Raw genomic sequence first — 16,619 nt, forward strand, 5'->3', positions numbered from 1 at the left:
CGACGTCCAGGGAGGGCGTGCGGTGAGCGCAACAGCCACAGCCGTCTGGGGCCGGGCGGAGCAGCAGGATTTCCGTGCCCGTGTGCGCGGCGCCCTGCTCGGTGGTGCCATCGGCGACGCGCTCGGCGTCGGCGTCGCGGCGCTCACCGTGGAGGAGATACGCGCGGCCCACGGCCCGGACGGTCTCGCCGACCTCGTGCCCGCGCACGGGCGCCGCGGAGCCGTCACCGCCGCCACGCAACTGACCCTCTTCACCGTCGACGGGCTGATCCGCGCCCAGGTCCGCCGGGACACCGGCGCCTGGCATCCGCCCACCGATGTGCACCGGGCCTATCTGAGATGGGCCGCGACCCAGCGCGACTGGGGTCCCGACGAGCGCCGCAAGGACAACGGCTGGCTCGCCCGTGAGGAGTGGCTCTACACCCGCCGCGATCCCGCCCCGGCCTGCCTCATCGGGCTCGGCGACGAGACCATGGGCACTCTCGAAGCGCCCAAGAACCCCGCCGCGCGGGACGCGGGCGCAATGGTGCGCTCCGCGCCGTTCGGGCTGCTGGTGGGCTGGGAGCCGCAGCTGGTGTGCCAGCTGGCCGTGGAGTGCGCGGCCCAGACGCACGGCCATCCCACCGCGTATCTCTCGGCGGGCGCCTTCGCGGTGATCGTGCACGGTCTTGCCCGTGGCGAGACGCTCGACGGCTCCGTGCAGCGGGCGCTCGCGCTGCTGGCCGCGCGCCCCGGGCACCAGCCGGTCACGGACGCCCTGCAGCAGGCGCTCGGCGCCGTACGCCAGGGCATTCCGAGCCCCGCCAGGATCGCCTCGCTCGGCGAGGGGTATCACGCCGAGGACGCCCTCGGCATCGCCGTCTACTGCGCCCTCGTCGGCGAGGACATCCGGCACGGCCTGCGTCTTGCCGTCAACCACGACGGGCCTTCGGAGACCACCGGTGCCGTGACCGGCGCGCTGCTCGGCGCGCTGCACGGCGAGACGGCGCTGCCGCCCGCCTGGCTCTGCGAGCTGGAGGGCCGCCCGACCATCCTGGAGCTCGCCGACGACTTCGCGATGGAGATGACCCAGGGCCCGGCCCTGCACGGCCCCACGGTCGCCTCTCCCGGCTGGCTGGCCCGCTACCCGCGCAGCTGACGCGGCGCACCTGACGATCGGACGAGGGCCCGGCTCCACCCCTGGAACCCCTCCGCCCCCGGGACCCCTGGGGAGCCGGGCCCTCGCGCGGGCACAGCGTCAGCCGTCCGCGCCCTCGCGGCCCAGCACCTTCGCCTCCGCGGGCGCGGGCTCGGCAGGCGCCGGCACGGTTGCCGCTGCCGGCCCCGCCCCGCCGGGACCGTCGTCGTCCGAGTTGATCCGGGCGATGACCGCGTCCCGTTCGGGGGTGTCCTCCGGCTTGACGATGCCGATGACGATGTAGAGCACGAGCGAGATCGCCAGCGGTACGGAGACCTGGTACTGCAGGGCCACATCGGTCCTGGCCGTGCCGTCGATCTCGTAGTTGAGGAAGAAGAAGGCGATCAGGCCGGCCGCCCAGCTGGTGAGTGCCGCAGTCGGTCCCGACTTACGGAACGGCCGCAGCAGGCCGAGCATGAACGGGATCGCGATGGGTCCCATCAGTCCGGCCACCCACTTGATCACGACGGTGATGATGTCCTTGAACGTGGGCGAGTTGACCTGGGTCGCGATCGCCATCGACAGCGCCAGGAAGGAGATCGTGGATACCCGGGCGGCGATCAGACCCACCCGCTCCGACCAGCCCCGGGCCTTCTTGGAGAGGACCGGCGCGATGTCCCGGGTGAAGACCGCGGCGATCGCGTTGGCGTCGGAGGAGCACATGGCCATGGTGTGCGAGAAGAAGCCCACGATGACCAGGCCCAGCAGACCGTGCGGCAGCAGCTGTTCGGTCATCAGGGCGTACGAGTCGGAGGCGTCCGGCTTCTTCGCCTCCACGAGCAGCGGGGCGCACCACATCGGGAAGAAGAGGACCAGCGGCCACACGAACCACAGGATCGAGGAGAGCCGCGCCGAGCGGGTGGCCTCGCGGGCGTTGGCGGTCGCCATATAGCGCTGCGCCTGGTTCCACATGCCGCCGTTGTACTCGAAGGTCTTGATGAAGAGGAACGCGAGCAGGAACGTCACGGTGTAGGGCCCGGCGGTGGCGTCCGTGTGGCCCTGCAGCTCCGGCTTGTCCCACACCGTCCACAGGGTGCTGAAGCCGTCGAGTTTGCCCATGACGGCGATCAGCATCGCGAGACCGGCCAGCAACTGGATGATGAACTGCCCGAGCTCGGTCAGGGCGTCCGCCCACAGGCCGCCGACCGTGCAGTAGACGCCGGTGATGACACCGGTGATCAGGATGCCCTGGTTGAGCGAGATGCCGGTGAAGACGGACAACAGGGTGGCGATGGCGGCCCACTTGGCGCCCACGTCCACGATCTTCAGCAGCAGTCCGGACCAGGCGAGGGCCTGCTGCGTCTTCAGGTTGTAGCGGGTCTTCAGATACTCCAGCGGTGATGCGACATGCAGCTTGGAGCGCAGCCGGTTCAGCCGCGGGGCGAAGAGCTTCGCGCCGATGAAGATGCCGATGGCGATCGGGAGCGACCAGGTCACGAAGGACGTGACACCGTACTTGTAGGCGATGCCCGCGTAGCCGGTGAACATCACAGCGCTGTAGCCGGACATGTGGTGCGAGATGCCCGACAGCCACCAGGGCATCTTGCCGCCGGCGGTGAAGAAGTCGCTTACGTTGTCGACGCGCTTGTGGGACCAGAGTCCGATCGCGACCATCACACCGAAGTATCCGATGAGCACGGTCCAGTCGAGACTGTTCATGTGCCCCCTCCTGGGGTCCGCCTTGTGAACGCCGTTCATGGTGTGGCCAGGCGAGCGGTCACGACAACGACCCGAGAGGTCAAGAGCGAGTAAAAATGTTCGAGTTGTTGACCTCCATTCACATATGTAGTCAACGCGAGGGTGAAAAAGGGCCGCACGGGGGGATTGTCCGTGCGGCCGGTGGAAGAGCCCGAGGAGGCAGGGGAGTTGAGCCCGAGGAGGCAGGGGAGTTGAGCCCGAGGAGCAGGGGAGTCGAGACCGAGGAGGCGCGGGAGTTGAGGCCGAGGAGGCGGGGGAGTTGAGCCCGGACGGTGAGCGCTACCGCATCAGCTCACCGGCGTTGACCAGCAGCGACTGACCCGTGATCGCCCGGGCCCGGTCGGAGGCCAGGAAGGTCACTGCCTCCGCCACATCTGTGTCCGTGGCCAGCTCGGGCAGCGCCATCCGCTCGGTGAGCCGCCCGAGCACCTCGTTCTCCGGTACGCCCTCGGTGTGCGCGGTTAACTGGACGTACGCCTGGACGGGCGGCCCCCACATCCAGCCGGGCAGCACGGTGTTCACCCGGATCCGATCCGGACCCAGCTCCCGCGCCATCGAGTACATCGCCGAGGTCAGCGCTCCCTTGGACGCCGCGTACGCCGCCTGCCACACCTGCGAGGGCGCGGCCACCGCCGACTGTGTGCCGATGATGACGACCGAGCCGCCCCGCTCCTTCAGCGCCGGCAGGCAGGCCCTGGTCATCCGCAGCGTGCCCAGCAGATTCACATCGATGACGCCCTGCCAGGTCTCGAAGTCCGCGTCCGCCAGGCCCCCGAAGTAGCTGTCCCGGGCGGCGACATGGGCCACCGCGTCGATCCGCCCGAAGCGCTCCTGTGCGAGCGCGGCCAGTGCCTGGCACTGCGTCTCGTCGGTGATGTCGGTGGCGCGGTATGCGGTGCGGGTGCCGGCCGGGTCGATCTCGCCGGCCGACTTGGCGAGATTCTCCTCGGTTCGCGCACCGAGGACCGCGTTGCCCCCGTCCCGTACGACCGTCGCCGCGATCTGATGCCCGAGTCCGGCCCCTACACCGGAGACGATCACTGTCTTCCCCTGCAGCAGCATGGCGCGCTCCTTCGGTACAGGTCCGTTCGGCGCAGGTCCGTTGGACACGGGTCCGGCCCGTATCTGACGGTGCGTCAGAGTACGGGCCGGATGCCGAGGAGGGAAGACCGGCGTCAGTACACGCCGTTCAGCCCCCACCAGTCCTCGTTGAGATTCAGCGCCCTCCCGAAGGTGCCGTTGTAGCCGCCCCGGTAGAGGAACAGCACGCCAGGACGGCCTCCTTGGTACGTCTCGTTGGTGACGGCCAGCAGGTCGTTGCCGTCGTCGCTGTCGACCGAGCCCACGGCGATCAGGGTCTGCATGACCTGCCACCCGCCGCCGAGCGCCTTGCGGGCTCCGAAGGTGCCGTTGCCGCGCCCGGGGTAGTTCCAGAGCTGTCCGGAGGTGTCACGGGCGAGCAGATCGGCACGACCGTCCCGGTTCAGGTCGCCGGGGCCGATGAGGTAGTTCATCGCGTTCCAGCCGGTGCCAAGGGACTTGCGCGCACCGAAGGTGCCGTTGCCGCGGCCGGGATACACCCAGAGCCTTCCGTCGCGGTCGCGAGCGAGCAGGTCGCCCCGCCCGTCGCCGGTCAGGTCACCGGCCGCCCTGATGGCCGTCATCGCGTTCCAGCCGGAGCCCACGGAGGTGCGGGCCGCGAAGGTGCCGTTGCCGCGCCCCGGGTAGAGCCAGAGCGTGCCGCTCCTGTCGCGCGCCAGCAGATCCTCGTGGCCGTCGCCGGACAGATCGCCGTGCCGGGTCAGCGCGGTCATGGCGTTCCAGCCGCTGCCGACCAGTCGGCCCGAGTCGTCACCCGGCAGGAACCAGAGCCGCCCGACCGCGTCACGTACGAGGACGTCGGAGCTGAGGTTGCCGTCGAGGTCGCCGAATCCGGCCTTGTTGGGTGCTGGATCGGGGAACGGGAGGTGCCAGCGCGGGTAGGCGTCCTGCGAGCACTCGCGCTCGGTCCTGACCCACTTGATCGAGCTGATGCGGCGGTCGAGGCTCAGGGACCAGTGGTATTCGCCGGTGCCGGCGGGCCGCTCCGTCCAGTACGAGGCGTCCTCGCCGGCGAGTGAGTAGTTCGGCTCGGTGTAGAGGCAGGCGAACTGCGATCCGCGGTTGGTGAACGAGCGGATCTTGTTGTCCCAGGTCCCGAGCGTCGGCATGTTCGTGTTCGTCTTGAACATGGTGCCGTCGCCGTGATCTCCGGTGAAACCGCAGAAGTACCCCGTCGGGCAGCGGTCGGCACCGGTCGCCGCCTGCACCGCCTGCGCCGTCTGTGTGGGCAGCGCAGTCGTCATCAGGCCGGCCATCACGAGGCCTGCCATCGCGGTGATGCCACGTCTTATTCTCTTCATGCACCTGTCGACTGTTCAGGGCTCGATAAGGTTGTTCTCCCCCTCCCCAACTGACGCATCATCAGATACACCGGAGGGATGACAAAAGACACGCGCAGCGAGGTGTACGCCGAACTGGCGGGCGTGGGGCCGTACGGCGTGCGACCCGGTCACGCCCTGATCACCATGGTCGAACCGCATCCCGGCCATGAGTACGCGTACAACCGCTGGTACGAGGACGACCACTACTACGCGGGCGCGATGGCGATGCCCTGGATGTACGCGGGACGGCGCTGGGTCGCCACCAGAGACCTCCGGGAGCTGCGCTACCCGGAGAAGTCGGTGGTGGCCCAGCCCGTCACGGCAGGCTGCTACATCTCCACGTACTGGATCACCGAAGGCCGCTACGCCGACCATATGAAGTGGACCGTCGGCATCAACAGGCGGCTGAACCGGGACGCGCGCGTCTACCAGGACCGTACCCATGTCTTCACGGCCTTCCAGGACCACGAGGCGACCGTCTACCGCGACGGCGCGGCAGGACCGCGCGACTTTCACGCGCTGGATCATCCGTACGCGGGCCTGGTGGTCGAGGTGATCGACGCCGACGGGCCCGAGCAGCGGGCGGAGTTGCTGGAGTGGCTGCGTACGAGACATCTGCCCAAGCGCCTGGCCGGCTCGTGCACGGCGATGGTGACCGTCTTCAGGCCGACGCCGCTGCCGGGCGACCGGATGAGCTATGTGAAGCAGGTGGAGGGCGTGGACACCCGGCTGACGCTGCTGTGGTTCCTCGAGGAGGACCCGAGGGAGCGCTGGGAGTCTGCGTTCGCCGGACTCGACGCAGCGGTCGTCGAATCGGGGCTCGGGCGGGTTGAGCTGGTGGCTCCCTTCATCCCGACGGTTCCCGGAACCGACCGCTACGTCGATCAACTGCGCTGAGAGGGGCGTGGATCCGCAGCGGGACGGCGGCTTGCGGGGCGGTGCTTGACGGAAGCGGGTGGGGGATGGCCGTGGGGGCATGGCCGAGCCCCCTCGGCCGGGACGGCGGACCAGTCGAGAGGGCTCCGGTGGGTGGTGCGCTGTTCAATGGTGCTCTGCGCTGCGTTCGTTCGTGGTGCTTTTCGCTGAACTTCCTCGCGGGCTCTTCGGCTTTTTGTTCAGCCGAGATCGAACGCGCCCTGCGCCACTTCGTTCACGAAGGAGTTCCACGACTGGGGAACGAATTTGATCGACGGCCCTGCCGGAACTTTGGAGTCCCGCACGGCAATCGCCGCCACGACGGGGGACTTGACCTCTACGCAAGCGCCGTTTCCACCGGAGTACGAGGACTTCGTCCAGGATTCCGTGGCACCCTCAATGATTGCCATGTTTGCTCCGCTTCGGCGAGTGGTGTGATGTGCGCCAACGTTCTTGCTGGCGTGATCGAAGGTACTAGTCACCCTTGGCACCTGAGGCGGGTGTTCACTCGACCGGATGGCATATTCCACATGAGTCTTCCGCCGCGAGGGGGCGCGGGTGTACCGTGCGGCCTCCCTCGTGGCCGAGACCCTTCTGAGGGTCTTTTTGCAGGGCTTTCTGCAAGCCTGCCGGCGCGCCTTTCAGCGGGCGTACTCCTTGGCGATGTCCGCGATGAACTGCCTGGTCTGGTCCACGTTCAGGGCCTGGGCGCGCAGATGCTCGTACATGACGCTGTACCGCTGCACGTCGTTGGCCTTCTCCAGATACAGATCGCTCGTCACGCCCTCGATGTAGACGACGCTGGAGTCGGAGGCGTCCGGGAACTCGAGGATCGCGTACTGGCCGAGAATGCCCGGGTGGGCGCCCATGTCGAAGGGCAGCACCTGCACGGTGACATGCGGCAGTTGGGACAGCTCCACCAGATGCTCGAGCTGCTCGCGCATCAGCTGCTTGTCGCCGACCAGACGGTGCAGCGCTGCCTCGTCGATCACCGCCCAGAGCCGCAGCGGATGTTCAGCCTCCTTGATCCGCTCCTGGCGGCGCAGCCGGACGCTGACCCGTTTCTCGACGTCGGCGCTGCCGCTTTCGGGCAACGCACCGGCGATCAGTGCCTCGGCATAGCGCTGGGTCTGCAGCAGGCCGGGGACGACCTGGGGTTCGTACACCCGCAGGCTCGCGGCATCGGTCTCCAGACCGATGTAGACGCTGTACGGGATGTCGCCGAAGGCGTGCCACCAGCCCTGCTGGCGGGAGTCCTTGGCCATCTGCATCAGCGAATCGACGATACGGTGGTCCTCGACCTCATAGACCCCGCACAGATCGCGGACGTCGCGCTGGCTGATCGAGCGACGGCCGTTCTCGAGGCGGCTGATCTTCGACTGCGAGACAAGCAGGCGCTCCGCCACCTCTTCGGCCGTCATGCCCTTGAGTTCCCGAAGCCGGCGCAGCTCCTGGCCCAATCGGCGTCGCCTGACGGTGGGGTTGACGTTGGACGCCACGGAAACTGCACCTCCGGCTGCGTAGCTGAGCGTATCTACCGCTCAGCAGACTGCCACCAATGGTCGTGGCTCCGCTGCGAAATGGCTACACAGACGACATACGCGAACGCGCGGGGCAGCGGTGAGGCTGCCCCGCGCGTTCTGTGCGGCTCCCGGACCGGGCCTTGGGGACGTCGGTGCGGCGGTTCTGCGGGTGGTGCTGGTTCTGCGGTTGCTGCTGGTGGTGCTGGTGCGGATGCTGGTGCGTCAGTGCGCGGCGACGCGGGCCATGCTTCCGTGGCGTGGCTGCATGGCGGCCGCCACGGCTGCCGGCTGTCGGCTGCCGTTCACAGCGGTGGGATTACGGCGGGGCTGAGCGGCCGCACCGTTCTGAACGTCCATCACGGCGTGCGCCACGAGTCCGCCCATCGGGTCGTGCCTGATGAGATCCCGCAGCCGGGACCTCGAGGAACGCCCTTCGTTCCCGGGGTAGAGGTGCTTGCCAAGTCCGACCGCGTGGGCCAGCGCGGCGAGCGCCGCGGTCCGCGGGTCCGGCGGTACGCCGGTGCGGATCGCACTGTCCAGCCGGGCCCTGATGTCCCGGCTTATCGCCGTGTCCGTCGCCTGGTAGCGAGTCGTCGGCAGCACTCCGCACATCTGGCCCGCCACGGCATGCACCATGCCGCACCGCTCCAGATGCGAGAGGTAAATCTGGCGCAGCCCCAGTCGGGGCCCGCCAATCCAGTGGACTGCCCGTACCGGACTGCCGCGTCTGCGCAGCAGTTCCAGTGCGGAGTCCAGAGTCGGATCTCCAGTCGGCCGTGGCATCACCACGGCGATACGATCCCCGTCTGGGGCTATCCGTCCTGCCAGAGCCAGCTCTACTAGCTGGGCTCCGGCCAGGCCGAGGTCGAGCGACTGCGGCTGCGCTGTGGTACCCGTGGTCGGGTCCAGAGCGAGCAGCAGTAGCTCCTCCGGAAGTGTTCTGCGGCTCCTGCCCATCCATGCCTCCCCGCGTGGATGAATGACAGGGTGACCCCTCTCACATTCATCTGTCGAGAGCGCCTGGGTGTTTTCTATGGGAACCGGCAGGTATGTCGTTCTCGTCTAGGCACCGGGACAGCGGTCTCACACAGGACACTGATAGATGGTTCGGACAACACGGGCTGTCGCGTGACGGCGCCCGTGTTGTCGCGTAGATACGTACGTACGGTGCATGGCGCATGACTCATGGAGGAGGCACGGTGGCGGGCGAGTCCCCCGACAAGTCGGAGCAGCGGAAGTCGTCGGGGGAGACGACTTCGGGTGAACGCGACCCGCGGCTCGCCGTGTTTCGCCAGGCGTCGCCACCCAAGGTCGACCAGCCTACGGCGATCTTCAAGCTCCCGCCGGAGCGGGGTCCGGCCCCGGAGCCGGGCACGGAGTCGGGCTCGGCGGAGAACGACGCCCGGCTGCGGGCGGCGGTGGCGGCGTGGGTCGCGAGCGGCGACGGCGACGCGAAGCCCACGCCGGGGGAGCCCGACGCCGCGGGGGACGCGGCGGACGGCGGGGACTCGGCAGACGCGGGCGCTCCGGAGGCGGACGCGGCGGACGGCGGGGACTCGGCAGACGCGGAGGACCCGTCGGACGGGCCCGACGCCGCGGGTGCTCCGGAGACGGCGGACTCGGCCGTCGAGGGTGCGTCGGACGGTGAGGCTCGTGACGTCGAGGCGCCTGACGCCGCGGCTGCGGGTGCCGACGCGTCGGGCGTTGCGCCTGCGGATACCGATGCGCCGGATGCGGAGGTTGCGGACGCGCCTGACGCGGAGGGCCCCTCGGGCGCGGCTGCGTCGGACGCTGAGACCCCGGACGAGGCCGCTGAAGCCCCTTCGGACGCCGCGGCCGGAGCGGGAGGCTCCGAGGGCCCCGGCGCGCCTGTCGCGGAGGCCCCTGACGCCGAGGACGCTCCGAGCGCAGCTGACGCAGAGGACGCTCCGGACGCGAGCGTGTCCGCTGCAGCCGCGGAGGACGCAGGTGCCTCCTCCGATGTTGAGCCCGCGCCGGAGGGCGAGACGGGCACCGACACCGCCACCGACGACCGGGCCGACGAGACCTCCGGCGACGGGGGCGCCGCAGCCACTGCCGCGGAAGCCGACAAGGCCCCCGCCGGGGACGCTCCCGCGGAGGCCAAGGACGACGCGTCCGCCGAAGCACAGCCCACGCACCGCGACGAAGCCGACGAAGCCGACGAAGCCGACGACGACGCGCCCACCCCCGCCGCGCCGCCGTCCGCCGAGGACGGCGCCCCCGCGTCCGCAGACGCAAAGCCCACCCCGGCGGCCAAGGGCAGCGCCTCCGCGTCCTCAGACGTGCAGCCCGCTCCGTCCGTCAAGGACAAGCCCGTCGATCAGCCCACGGCCGTCTTCAAGGCTCCCCGGCGGCCCGCCGTCGACAACCCCACCACCGCCCTCAAGCTGCCCCCGGCGTCCCGCCCCGAGGCCCCCGCGGGTCGCAGCAGCACCTTCGTGCCGCTGCGGGGCGAAGGTTCAGCGACACCCGCCCCCAGCAAGCCCGAAGCCGCCGCCGCGGCCCCCGCGTCGCTCACCGAGGCCGAGCGGACCAAGCAGCAGCCCATGCCGCCGCTCCCGCCGCTCGATCTGCTCGCCGAGCTGACCAACACCCCGCCCCCGCCCCAGACCCCCGTCCGCACGGTCATCCGGCGGGTCAAGATCTGGACGCCCCTCGTCCTCCTGCTCCTGATCATCTTTGCGGTCGTACAGGTTCTGCGCCCGCTCCCCGACCCCAAGCTCGACCTCTCCGCGGCGTCCACCTTCACCTTCAAGGGCGGCAAGCTCAGCCTGCCGTTCCCGGACGAGGGCCAGGGCGCCGTCGAGGTGGAGGGCGTCGGCAGCATCGGCACGTACGGCGCCCAGAAGCCCGCACCGCTCGCGAGCGTGGCGAAGACGATGACGGCGTACGTGATCCTCCGGGACCACCCCCTCAAGGGGCAGGAAGTCGGCCCGAAGATCACCGTCGACCAGCAGGCGGCCGACGAGTCGAACAACAAGGACGAGTCTCGGGCGAACTTCTCGTTGGGCCAGCAGTTCACCGAGAAGCAGATGCTGCAGTTGCTGATGATTCCCTCCAGCAACAACGCCGCACGCCTGCTCGCCCGCTGGGACGCCCAGTCCGAGGCCGGGTTCGTCAAGAAGATGAACGACGCCGCCAAGGACCTCGGCATGACCAACTCCACCTACACGGACCCCAGCGGTCTGAAGTCCACCACCGTGTCCACCCCGCAGGATCAGCTCAAGCTGGCCAAGGCGGTCATGCAGAACGACGTGTTCCGGAAGATCGTGGACACGACGCTGACGACGATCCCCGGCATCGACGGGACGATCCGCAACAACAACGACAAGGCCCTGCTGGAGCCGGGAGTGGGCGGCATCAAGACCGGCTCCTCCACCCCGGCCGGCGGCAATCTGCTCTGGGCCGCCAACGTCGAGGTCGACGGCACGGTACGCCGCATCGTCGGTGTCGCCATGGGCGCCCAGAAGGCCACCATTCTCGACGACAAGCTGAACCTGGCGATCGACTACAGCATCGCCATGATCAAGGCCGCCCAGAAGGGCGTCACCTCCGCGACCGTCGTCAAGAAGGGCGATGTCGTCGGTTACGTGGACGACGGCCTCGGCGGCCGCACCGCCGTCGTTGCCACAAAGGAACTCAAGGCCGTCGGCTGGGGCGGTCTCGACGTCACGATCACGCTCACGGACGGAGCAGAGACGGTTCCGCACTCCGCGAAGGCAGGCACCGTCGTCGGCGAGCTCTCCGTGGGCGCGGGCACCGGCAAGGTGACCGCCCCGGTCGCGCTCCAGCAGGACCTGACGGAACCTGGATTCGGCGCCAAGCTGACCCGGCTCGGCTGAGCCTGCACGGCGCGGGCGTCCCGGGGCCTCCGGGACGCCCGCGTGCTAGCGTCCCGGGCAACTCAAAGGCGCCGGGACAGCGTCTTCGAGTGTGGAACGTCAGTGTGAGCACAACCGCAAGCAGCACGTCGGAGGTTGGGCAGGCCGGGGGACAACGGCACAGCCGGGGAAGACGGGGAGAGCCGCAGTGACCACCGCTGAGCCGACACGGGCGGGCGCCACCAGCCCCGACACGGGGCTGCGAATACGGCCCCCCGTGCCCGGCCGCGCCGATCCCGGTCCGCTCGCCGACGTCCGCGACCGCCTGACGCGCCACCCCGTGCTCGTCGCGACCGCCCTCGCCGCGCTCACCCACCTGCTCTGGTTCTTCTTCTTCGCGAACAGCGGCGGCGACATCGCGGCCCAGGACGCCTGGGCCGAGTTCGTCGGCCGTCACCCGGACTCCGCGTACAACCTCGCCTGGTACGGCGGGATGCACCCGGTCTCGTACAGCGTCGTCTCGCCGTATCTGATGTCACTGATCGGCGTCCGCTCGACCATGATGGTCGCCGGAACGGTCTCGGCCGCCCTGACCGCGCTGATCCTGGTCCGTGTCCGTGCCGTCCGTAACCCGCTGGCCTGCGCACTCGCCGGTGTCTTCGCCTTCCTCTGCAATGCCCTGTCGGGCCGGGTGACCTTCGGTCTCGGCATGATGTTCGCGCTGGGCGCGGTCGCCGCGGTCTTCTGCTGGCCGCATCGCCTGAGGACGAAACGCTGGGCGAAGGCGGCGGCCGCTGCCCCGCTCGCAGGCCTTGCCACCGCGTCGAGTCCGGTCGCAGGCCTCTTCCTCGGCGTCGTCGCGGCGGCGCTGTTCCTGAACGGGCGCAGACCAGGCGCGTACGCCCTCGGCGTCGCCCCGGTCGTGGTCGTGGCACTCTCCGCCTGGCTCTTCCCGTTCTCCGGTACGCAGCCGATGTCGTTCTGGTCGACCTCGCTGCCGTTCCTCTTCGGGGTCTTCGTCCTCGTACTCGTACCGAACCAGTGGCGCACGGTCCGCACCGCCGCCGCCGTCTACACCCTCGGCACCCTGCTGACCTGGGCGATCGACTCCCAGATCGGCTCGAACATCTCGCGGCTGCCCATGCTCTTCGCGGGTGTGGTGCTGCTGGCGGCACTGCCGTACACCGTGCCGAAGTCCCGTAAGTGGTACGCGCTCGTCATCGCCTTCGCGGGCCTGAACTTCTGGATCGGCTTCAAGGCCGTGGACGACATGGTGCGTACGGCTCCGGCCGCGTCCTGGAGCCGTGAGCTCGCGCCGCTGGTCAACCGGTTGCAGCAGCTGCGCGCCGAGCGTGGCCGGGTCGAGGTGGTCCCCGCCAGCAGCCACCGCGAGGCGTCCGCGCTCGCGCCGTACGTCAATCTGGCCCGCGGCTGGAACCGGCAGGCGGACATGAAGCGCAATCCGCTCTTCTACGACGACGACCAGACGCTGACCTCGGTGGGCTACCGCGCCTGGCTGGACCGCTGGGCGGTCCACTATGTGGTGCTGCCGAAGGGCTCGCCCGACTCCAGCGGGGCCAAGCAGGAGGCACGACTCGTCCGCGAGGGGCAGCCGTATCTGACGCGGATCTGGGGCGACGCGAACTGGCAGCTGTTCGCGGTGAAGGACCCGATTCCACTGGCCGACCCGCCGGCGACCGTCGCCCACGCGGGCGCGGGCGAGCTCACGATCGAGGTGAAGAACGCGGGCCGGGTGTTGATCCGGGTGCCGTACTCGCCGTGGCTGAGCATCGTCGACGTGCAGGGCAAGAAGGTGAAGGGCCCGCAGGAGACGGAGGAGTCGAAGGAGCGCGAGGACGGGCCCAAGGCCTTCACCAACCTCCACGGTTGTCTGCTGAAGGCGGAGGAGGACGCGGAGGGGGACGAGTGGACCGAACTGCTCGCGCCCGCGCCGGGGGTGTACCGGCTGGCGGCTCCGTACCAGCTGCCGCGTGGCACTCCGTGCCCGGATGAACTCCGCTGAACCGTTACCGGCGTTAACGCCTACCTCGGTCCCGGCTGCTGCTGCATAGTGGACAGGCTTGACATACCGAGTAGTTGGTCTAGTGGTTCAGGTGTGGCATGGGATGCGAACGGTGCGGTAGCGGCAGTGCCCCGAAAGCACGTCGGGCGGTGGCGACGTCGTGAAAGACGGGTCCCAGGGCGGGTTTTGGGTGACACGCGAGACGATTTCAGGACGTGTATCTCTTTTCTCCCGAACCGGAAAGATCATGCTGGCCGGGTGGGTTGTGCTGGCCGTCCTTGCACTGGTCGTCTCGGCGATCACGCTGTTCGGGGGCGAATCGAGCTCGGCGAACGCGTCCGACGACCCCGGCTCCGACTTCGACCCGGGCGACCTCGGCGGCCCGCCGCGGCGCATCGCCCCCACGGAAGAACCCGGCACCTCGCCGTCCGATTCGTCGGCCACTCCCTCCCCGAGCGGCTCCGGCCCCGGGAAGCCGGGCACCGCGAAGCCTCCGCAGAGCCGGCCGCCGTACTCCGCCTGGGCGGGCCCCGGTTGCACCGGCGGCGGCCTCTACCGCGAGACCGGCCGCTTCAGCGACGGCTTCGACGGCTGGTACACGGTGAGCACGGGTGGGCACAAGGGCGACGGCTGCGACGGCAGCTTCACCGCGGTCCCCATGTCGGGCAGCGCAACCAAAGACGGCAACGGCAGGGCGACGTGGTCCTGGTACGTGGGCAGCGGCTATACGACCTGCTCGGTGGCCGTGGTCATCCCGAAGACCCCCCGCGACCAGGACGTGGCGGGCGATCCGACGACGTACCACGTCCTGGCAGACCCAGACGACGAGGACAGCACGATCAGGTCCTTCGAGATCGACCAGACGTCATTGCGCGGCCGCGGCCTGACCCTGGCGAAGATCCCGGTCCGCAACCAGCAGCTGGCGGTCCAGCTGGTCGACCGTGGCAAGGACTTCGGGGGTGACCGCGAAGGGGCACACCATGCGGCGGCGCAGATGCGGGCGGAGTGCACCCCGTGACGCTGCACCCCTGACGCTGCGCGGCGGCAGCCTGCATCCCTAACGCTGCGCGGTGGCGGTCTCGGCCTGCACGGCCTCGTCGCAGGTGCCGCACTTCAGCAGGTCCCACCTGGGCGCGTGCCAGGCGGTGGGATCGGGAGCCGTGTGCACGGCCCTCTCCATCCCGGCCGCCGGACGCCCGCACATGGTGCTGGCCTCTTCCCACCCCGTGCCGCCGGGATCGGGCCAGCGAACCGCATGCACGCGGACGGGCTGACGGATGTCGTGCCCGCTCGGCCCGAAGTGCTCGTGTCCTTCTGCTTCGTCCTGTATCGCTGTGGCGTACTGGCTCATGGGCAGACCCTAGGCCCGAAGCGGACTCCGTAACCCCGGCTTTGTGCAATGAGGTGTCACTCGCACAGGGGCCGGCGCTCCTCCGGAGTACTCCGAACGGCTCCGCGTGACAGGTCCCTGGGGGTCTACTCGCTCCCGGGAGTGCGATGTTTCGGTGACATCCCGTGATGCACCGGAAGCGGAGAGTGGCGGACGGGGCTAGCGTGACGTCGACCGTTGTGTGATCGTCGGGCCGCTCCGCGCTGTGCCTTGCCGGAGGAGCGGGCTGCCATGGCCGAAAAGGGTATGCCCATGTACTTCGTTTCCAGTCGCACTCGCCTACGCAGGGCCCTCGTAGCGACGTGCGGGGCAGCGGCGCTGCTCGCTCCGTGCGCGATCGCCGGCTCCGGTGCCGCTGCCGCCGAGCCGAATCCCCCCGGGGGCGGCCCCTCCCGTGAAGGCGCGGTCATCACACTGACGACCGCCAAGGTGGGCGCGCCCGGCAATCCCTCGGTCGGCATTCTCCCGTTCAAGGACGCCATCTACGAGTCGTGCGCCGATGCCCCTCAGTCCTCGACCGAGTGTCTGACGGTCGGCGGCGTGAGTTACCCGTACGAGATCGGGAAACTCGAGGTCACCGTCGCGCAGTGGGTGGCGTTCCTGAACACCGTCGATCCCGAGGGACGCAACCGCCTCCATCTCTATGACGACACCGAGAGCTCGTCGGCGTGGCCGAAGTACGGCCAGATCAACCTCTCCGCCCGGGCCGGCAACGGCCGCCACTACTCGGTGGCCTTTCCGGAATGGGCGAACAAGCCGTACGGGTTCTCGAACTTCCTGCGGGCCGCGCGCTTCGTCAACTCGCTCTACAACGGTCGGGTGATCTCCAGGCAGACCGGCCGCAACGGCGGCTTCAGCTACGTCACCTACCAGGTCAGACTGTCGGCACGGACCGACCGAGGGATGTACGACCTGGCCCGGCGGAATGCGACCCGAGCCCATGATTCCGGCTTCGTCGTGCCGAGCCAGGACGAGTGGATCAAGGCGGCCTACTACGACCCGAGCGGCGGCGGCACCTTCTCCTACTGGAAGTACCCGACCAACCCGGGAGTCTTCGGAGACGGTGACGCGACGGCCCCGAACCCCACCGTCCTCAATCCCACCACCGGCGATGTCACCAACGCGGCGAACCAGCCACTGGCCTCGTTCCACGCCGCCAACCAGCCGGCCCCGAGCTGGTGCCCGGGCCAGCTGCATCCCGAGGCCTGTGCCACCGTCAACCCGATCGGGCTGGACCCCTTCATCTATGCCGACCTCTACGAAGGCAGCCTCAGCACGGTCGGCCAGGCCAGGACCACGTCGCCGTGGGGCACGCTCGACCAGGGCGGCAACGCGGTCGAATGGACCGACACGATCACGCCGCCCCCCTTCGGAGGGAACTCCGTGCGGGTCTGGCGGCGGCTGCACGGCGGAATCTCCAACGCCCCGGCCTACCAGCTGTGGCCCTCGGCGGTCGGACCCCAACCGCAGGACAACGTCTTCTACAACCACACGTATCCGTGGCTGGGCATCCGGATCGGGGTGATCGGGGACCTGAAGCTCGGCAAGTCCTGAGCCAGGACGGCGTGCAGCCGCTGCAGGAGCTCGTCGACGTACACCCACGTGGCGACGGCTGAGCAGTGGGCGGG

At 69.3% G+C, this 16,619-nt stretch carries 13 protein-coding genes; 6 read left to right on the forward strand and 7 right to left on the reverse strand.

Annotation, left to right across the window (positions count from 1 at the left end):
* Positions 1-22: 22 nt before the first annotated feature.
* Entirely contained in the window at positions 23-1,138 is a 1,116-nt protein-coding gene (locus tag OG729_RS22610) for an ADP-ribosylglycohydrolase family protein (protein ID WP_360867649.1), read from the forward strand.
* Positions 1,139-1,237: 99 nt separating this feature from the next.
* On the opposite strand, the gene OG729_RS22615 is transcribed toward OG729_RS22610, so the two are convergent.
* The 3 genes from OG729_RS22615 to OG729_RS22625 all read right to left on the reverse strand — a co-directional run bounded on the left by OG729_RS22615 (position 1,238) and on the right by OG729_RS22625 (position 5,247).
* Positions 1,238-2,836, reverse strand: coding sequence for a sodium:solute symporter family protein (locus OG729_RS22615; protein ID WP_405807869.1), 1,599 nt, complete (start codon positions 2,834-2,836; stop codon positions 1,238-1,240).
* A gap of 318 nt (positions 2,837-3,154) precedes the next feature.
* On the reverse strand, positions 3,155-3,937 hold the full coding sequence (locus OG729_RS22620) for an SDR family oxidoreductase (RefSeq protein WP_405807870.1): 783 nt from the start codon (positions 3,935-3,937) through the stop codon (positions 3,155-3,157).
* A 113-nt stretch (positions 3,938-4,050) separates the two neighbouring features.
* On the reverse strand, positions 4,051-5,247 hold the full coding sequence (locus OG729_RS22625) for an FG-GAP-like repeat-containing protein (RefSeq protein WP_405807871.1): 1,197 nt from the start codon (positions 5,245-5,247) through the stop codon (positions 4,051-4,053).
* 108 nt (positions 5,248-5,355) lie between these two features.
* On the opposite strand from OG729_RS22625, the gene OG729_RS22630 reads away from it, so the two are divergent.
* Positions 5,356-6,195, forward strand: a complete 840-nt coding sequence (locus OG729_RS22630; protein WP_405807872.1) for a hypothetical protein — start codon at positions 5,356-5,358, stop codon at positions 6,193-6,195.
* A 218-nt stretch (positions 6,196-6,413) separates the two neighbouring features.
* On the opposite strand, the gene OG729_RS22635 is transcribed toward OG729_RS22630, so the two are convergent.
* The 3 genes from OG729_RS22635 to OG729_RS22645 all read right to left on the reverse strand — a co-directional run bounded on the left by OG729_RS22635 (position 6,414) and on the right by OG729_RS22645 (position 8,693).
* A complete protein-coding gene (locus tag OG729_RS22635; RefSeq protein ID WP_360867635.1) occupies positions 6,414-6,623 on the reverse strand; it encodes a DUF397 domain-containing protein in 210 nt (69 codons plus the stop codon).
* Positions 6,624-6,854: 231 nt separating this feature from the next.
* The gene (locus OG729_RS22640; protein WP_360867632.1) at positions 6,855-7,712 is read right to left on the reverse strand and encodes a helix-turn-helix transcriptional regulator; all 858 of its coding nucleotides are present in this window, start codon (positions 7,710-7,712) and stop codon (positions 6,855-6,857) included.
* A 246-nt stretch (positions 7,713-7,958) separates the two neighbouring features.
* The gene (locus OG729_RS22645) at positions 7,959-8,693 is read right to left on the reverse strand and encodes a GPP34 family phosphoprotein (RefSeq protein WP_360867630.1); all 735 of its coding nucleotides are present in this window, start codon (positions 8,691-8,693) and stop codon (positions 7,959-7,961) included.
* A gap of 221 nt (positions 8,694-8,914) precedes the next feature.
* On the opposite strand from OG729_RS22645, the gene OG729_RS22650 reads away from it, so the two are divergent.
* From OG729_RS22650 to OG729_RS22660, 3 genes are all read left to right on the forward strand, one after another.
* Positions 8,915-11,599 carry a serine hydrolase gene (locus OG729_RS22650; protein ID WP_405807873.1) on the forward strand — a complete coding sequence of 895 codons (2,685 nt, stop codon included), beginning with the start codon at positions 8,915-8,917 and terminating at the stop codon, positions 11,597-11,599.
* 187 nt (positions 11,600-11,786) lie between these two features.
* Positions 11,787-13,601 carry an MFS transporter gene (locus tag OG729_RS22655; protein ID WP_405807874.1) on the forward strand — a complete coding sequence of 605 codons (1,815 nt, stop codon included), beginning with the start codon at positions 11,787-11,789 and terminating at the stop codon, positions 13,599-13,601.
* 247 nt (positions 13,602-13,848) lie between these two features.
* Positions 13,849-14,619 carry an adhesin gene (locus OG729_RS22660; RefSeq protein WP_405807875.1) on the forward strand — a complete coding sequence of 257 codons (771 nt, stop codon included), beginning with the start codon at positions 13,849-13,851 and terminating at the stop codon, positions 14,617-14,619.
* A 39-nt stretch (positions 14,620-14,658) separates the two neighbouring features.
* Here OG729_RS22660 and OG729_RS22665 read toward each other — a convergent pair whose 3' ends face one another.
* Complete coding sequence (locus OG729_RS22665) at positions 14,659-14,952, reverse strand: hypothetical protein (protein ID WP_405807876.1); 294 nt, start codon at positions 14,950-14,952, stop codon at positions 14,659-14,661.
* 270 nt (positions 14,953-15,222) lie between these two features.
* Between OG729_RS22665 and OG729_RS22670 the strand changes: the two genes are divergently transcribed.
* Positions 15,223-16,545, forward strand: coding sequence for a hypothetical protein (locus OG729_RS22670; protein ID WP_405807877.1), 1,323 nt, complete (start codon positions 15,223-15,225; stop codon positions 16,543-16,545).
* The last annotated feature ends 74 nt before the right edge of the window (positions 16,546-16,619 follow it).

Origin of the sequence: Streptomyces sp. NBC_00210 (genome assembly GCF_045160975.1) — a bacterium.
In the GTDB taxonomy this organism is placed as follows: domain Bacteria; phylum Actinomycetota; class Actinomycetes; order Streptomycetales; family Streptomycetaceae; genus Streptomyces.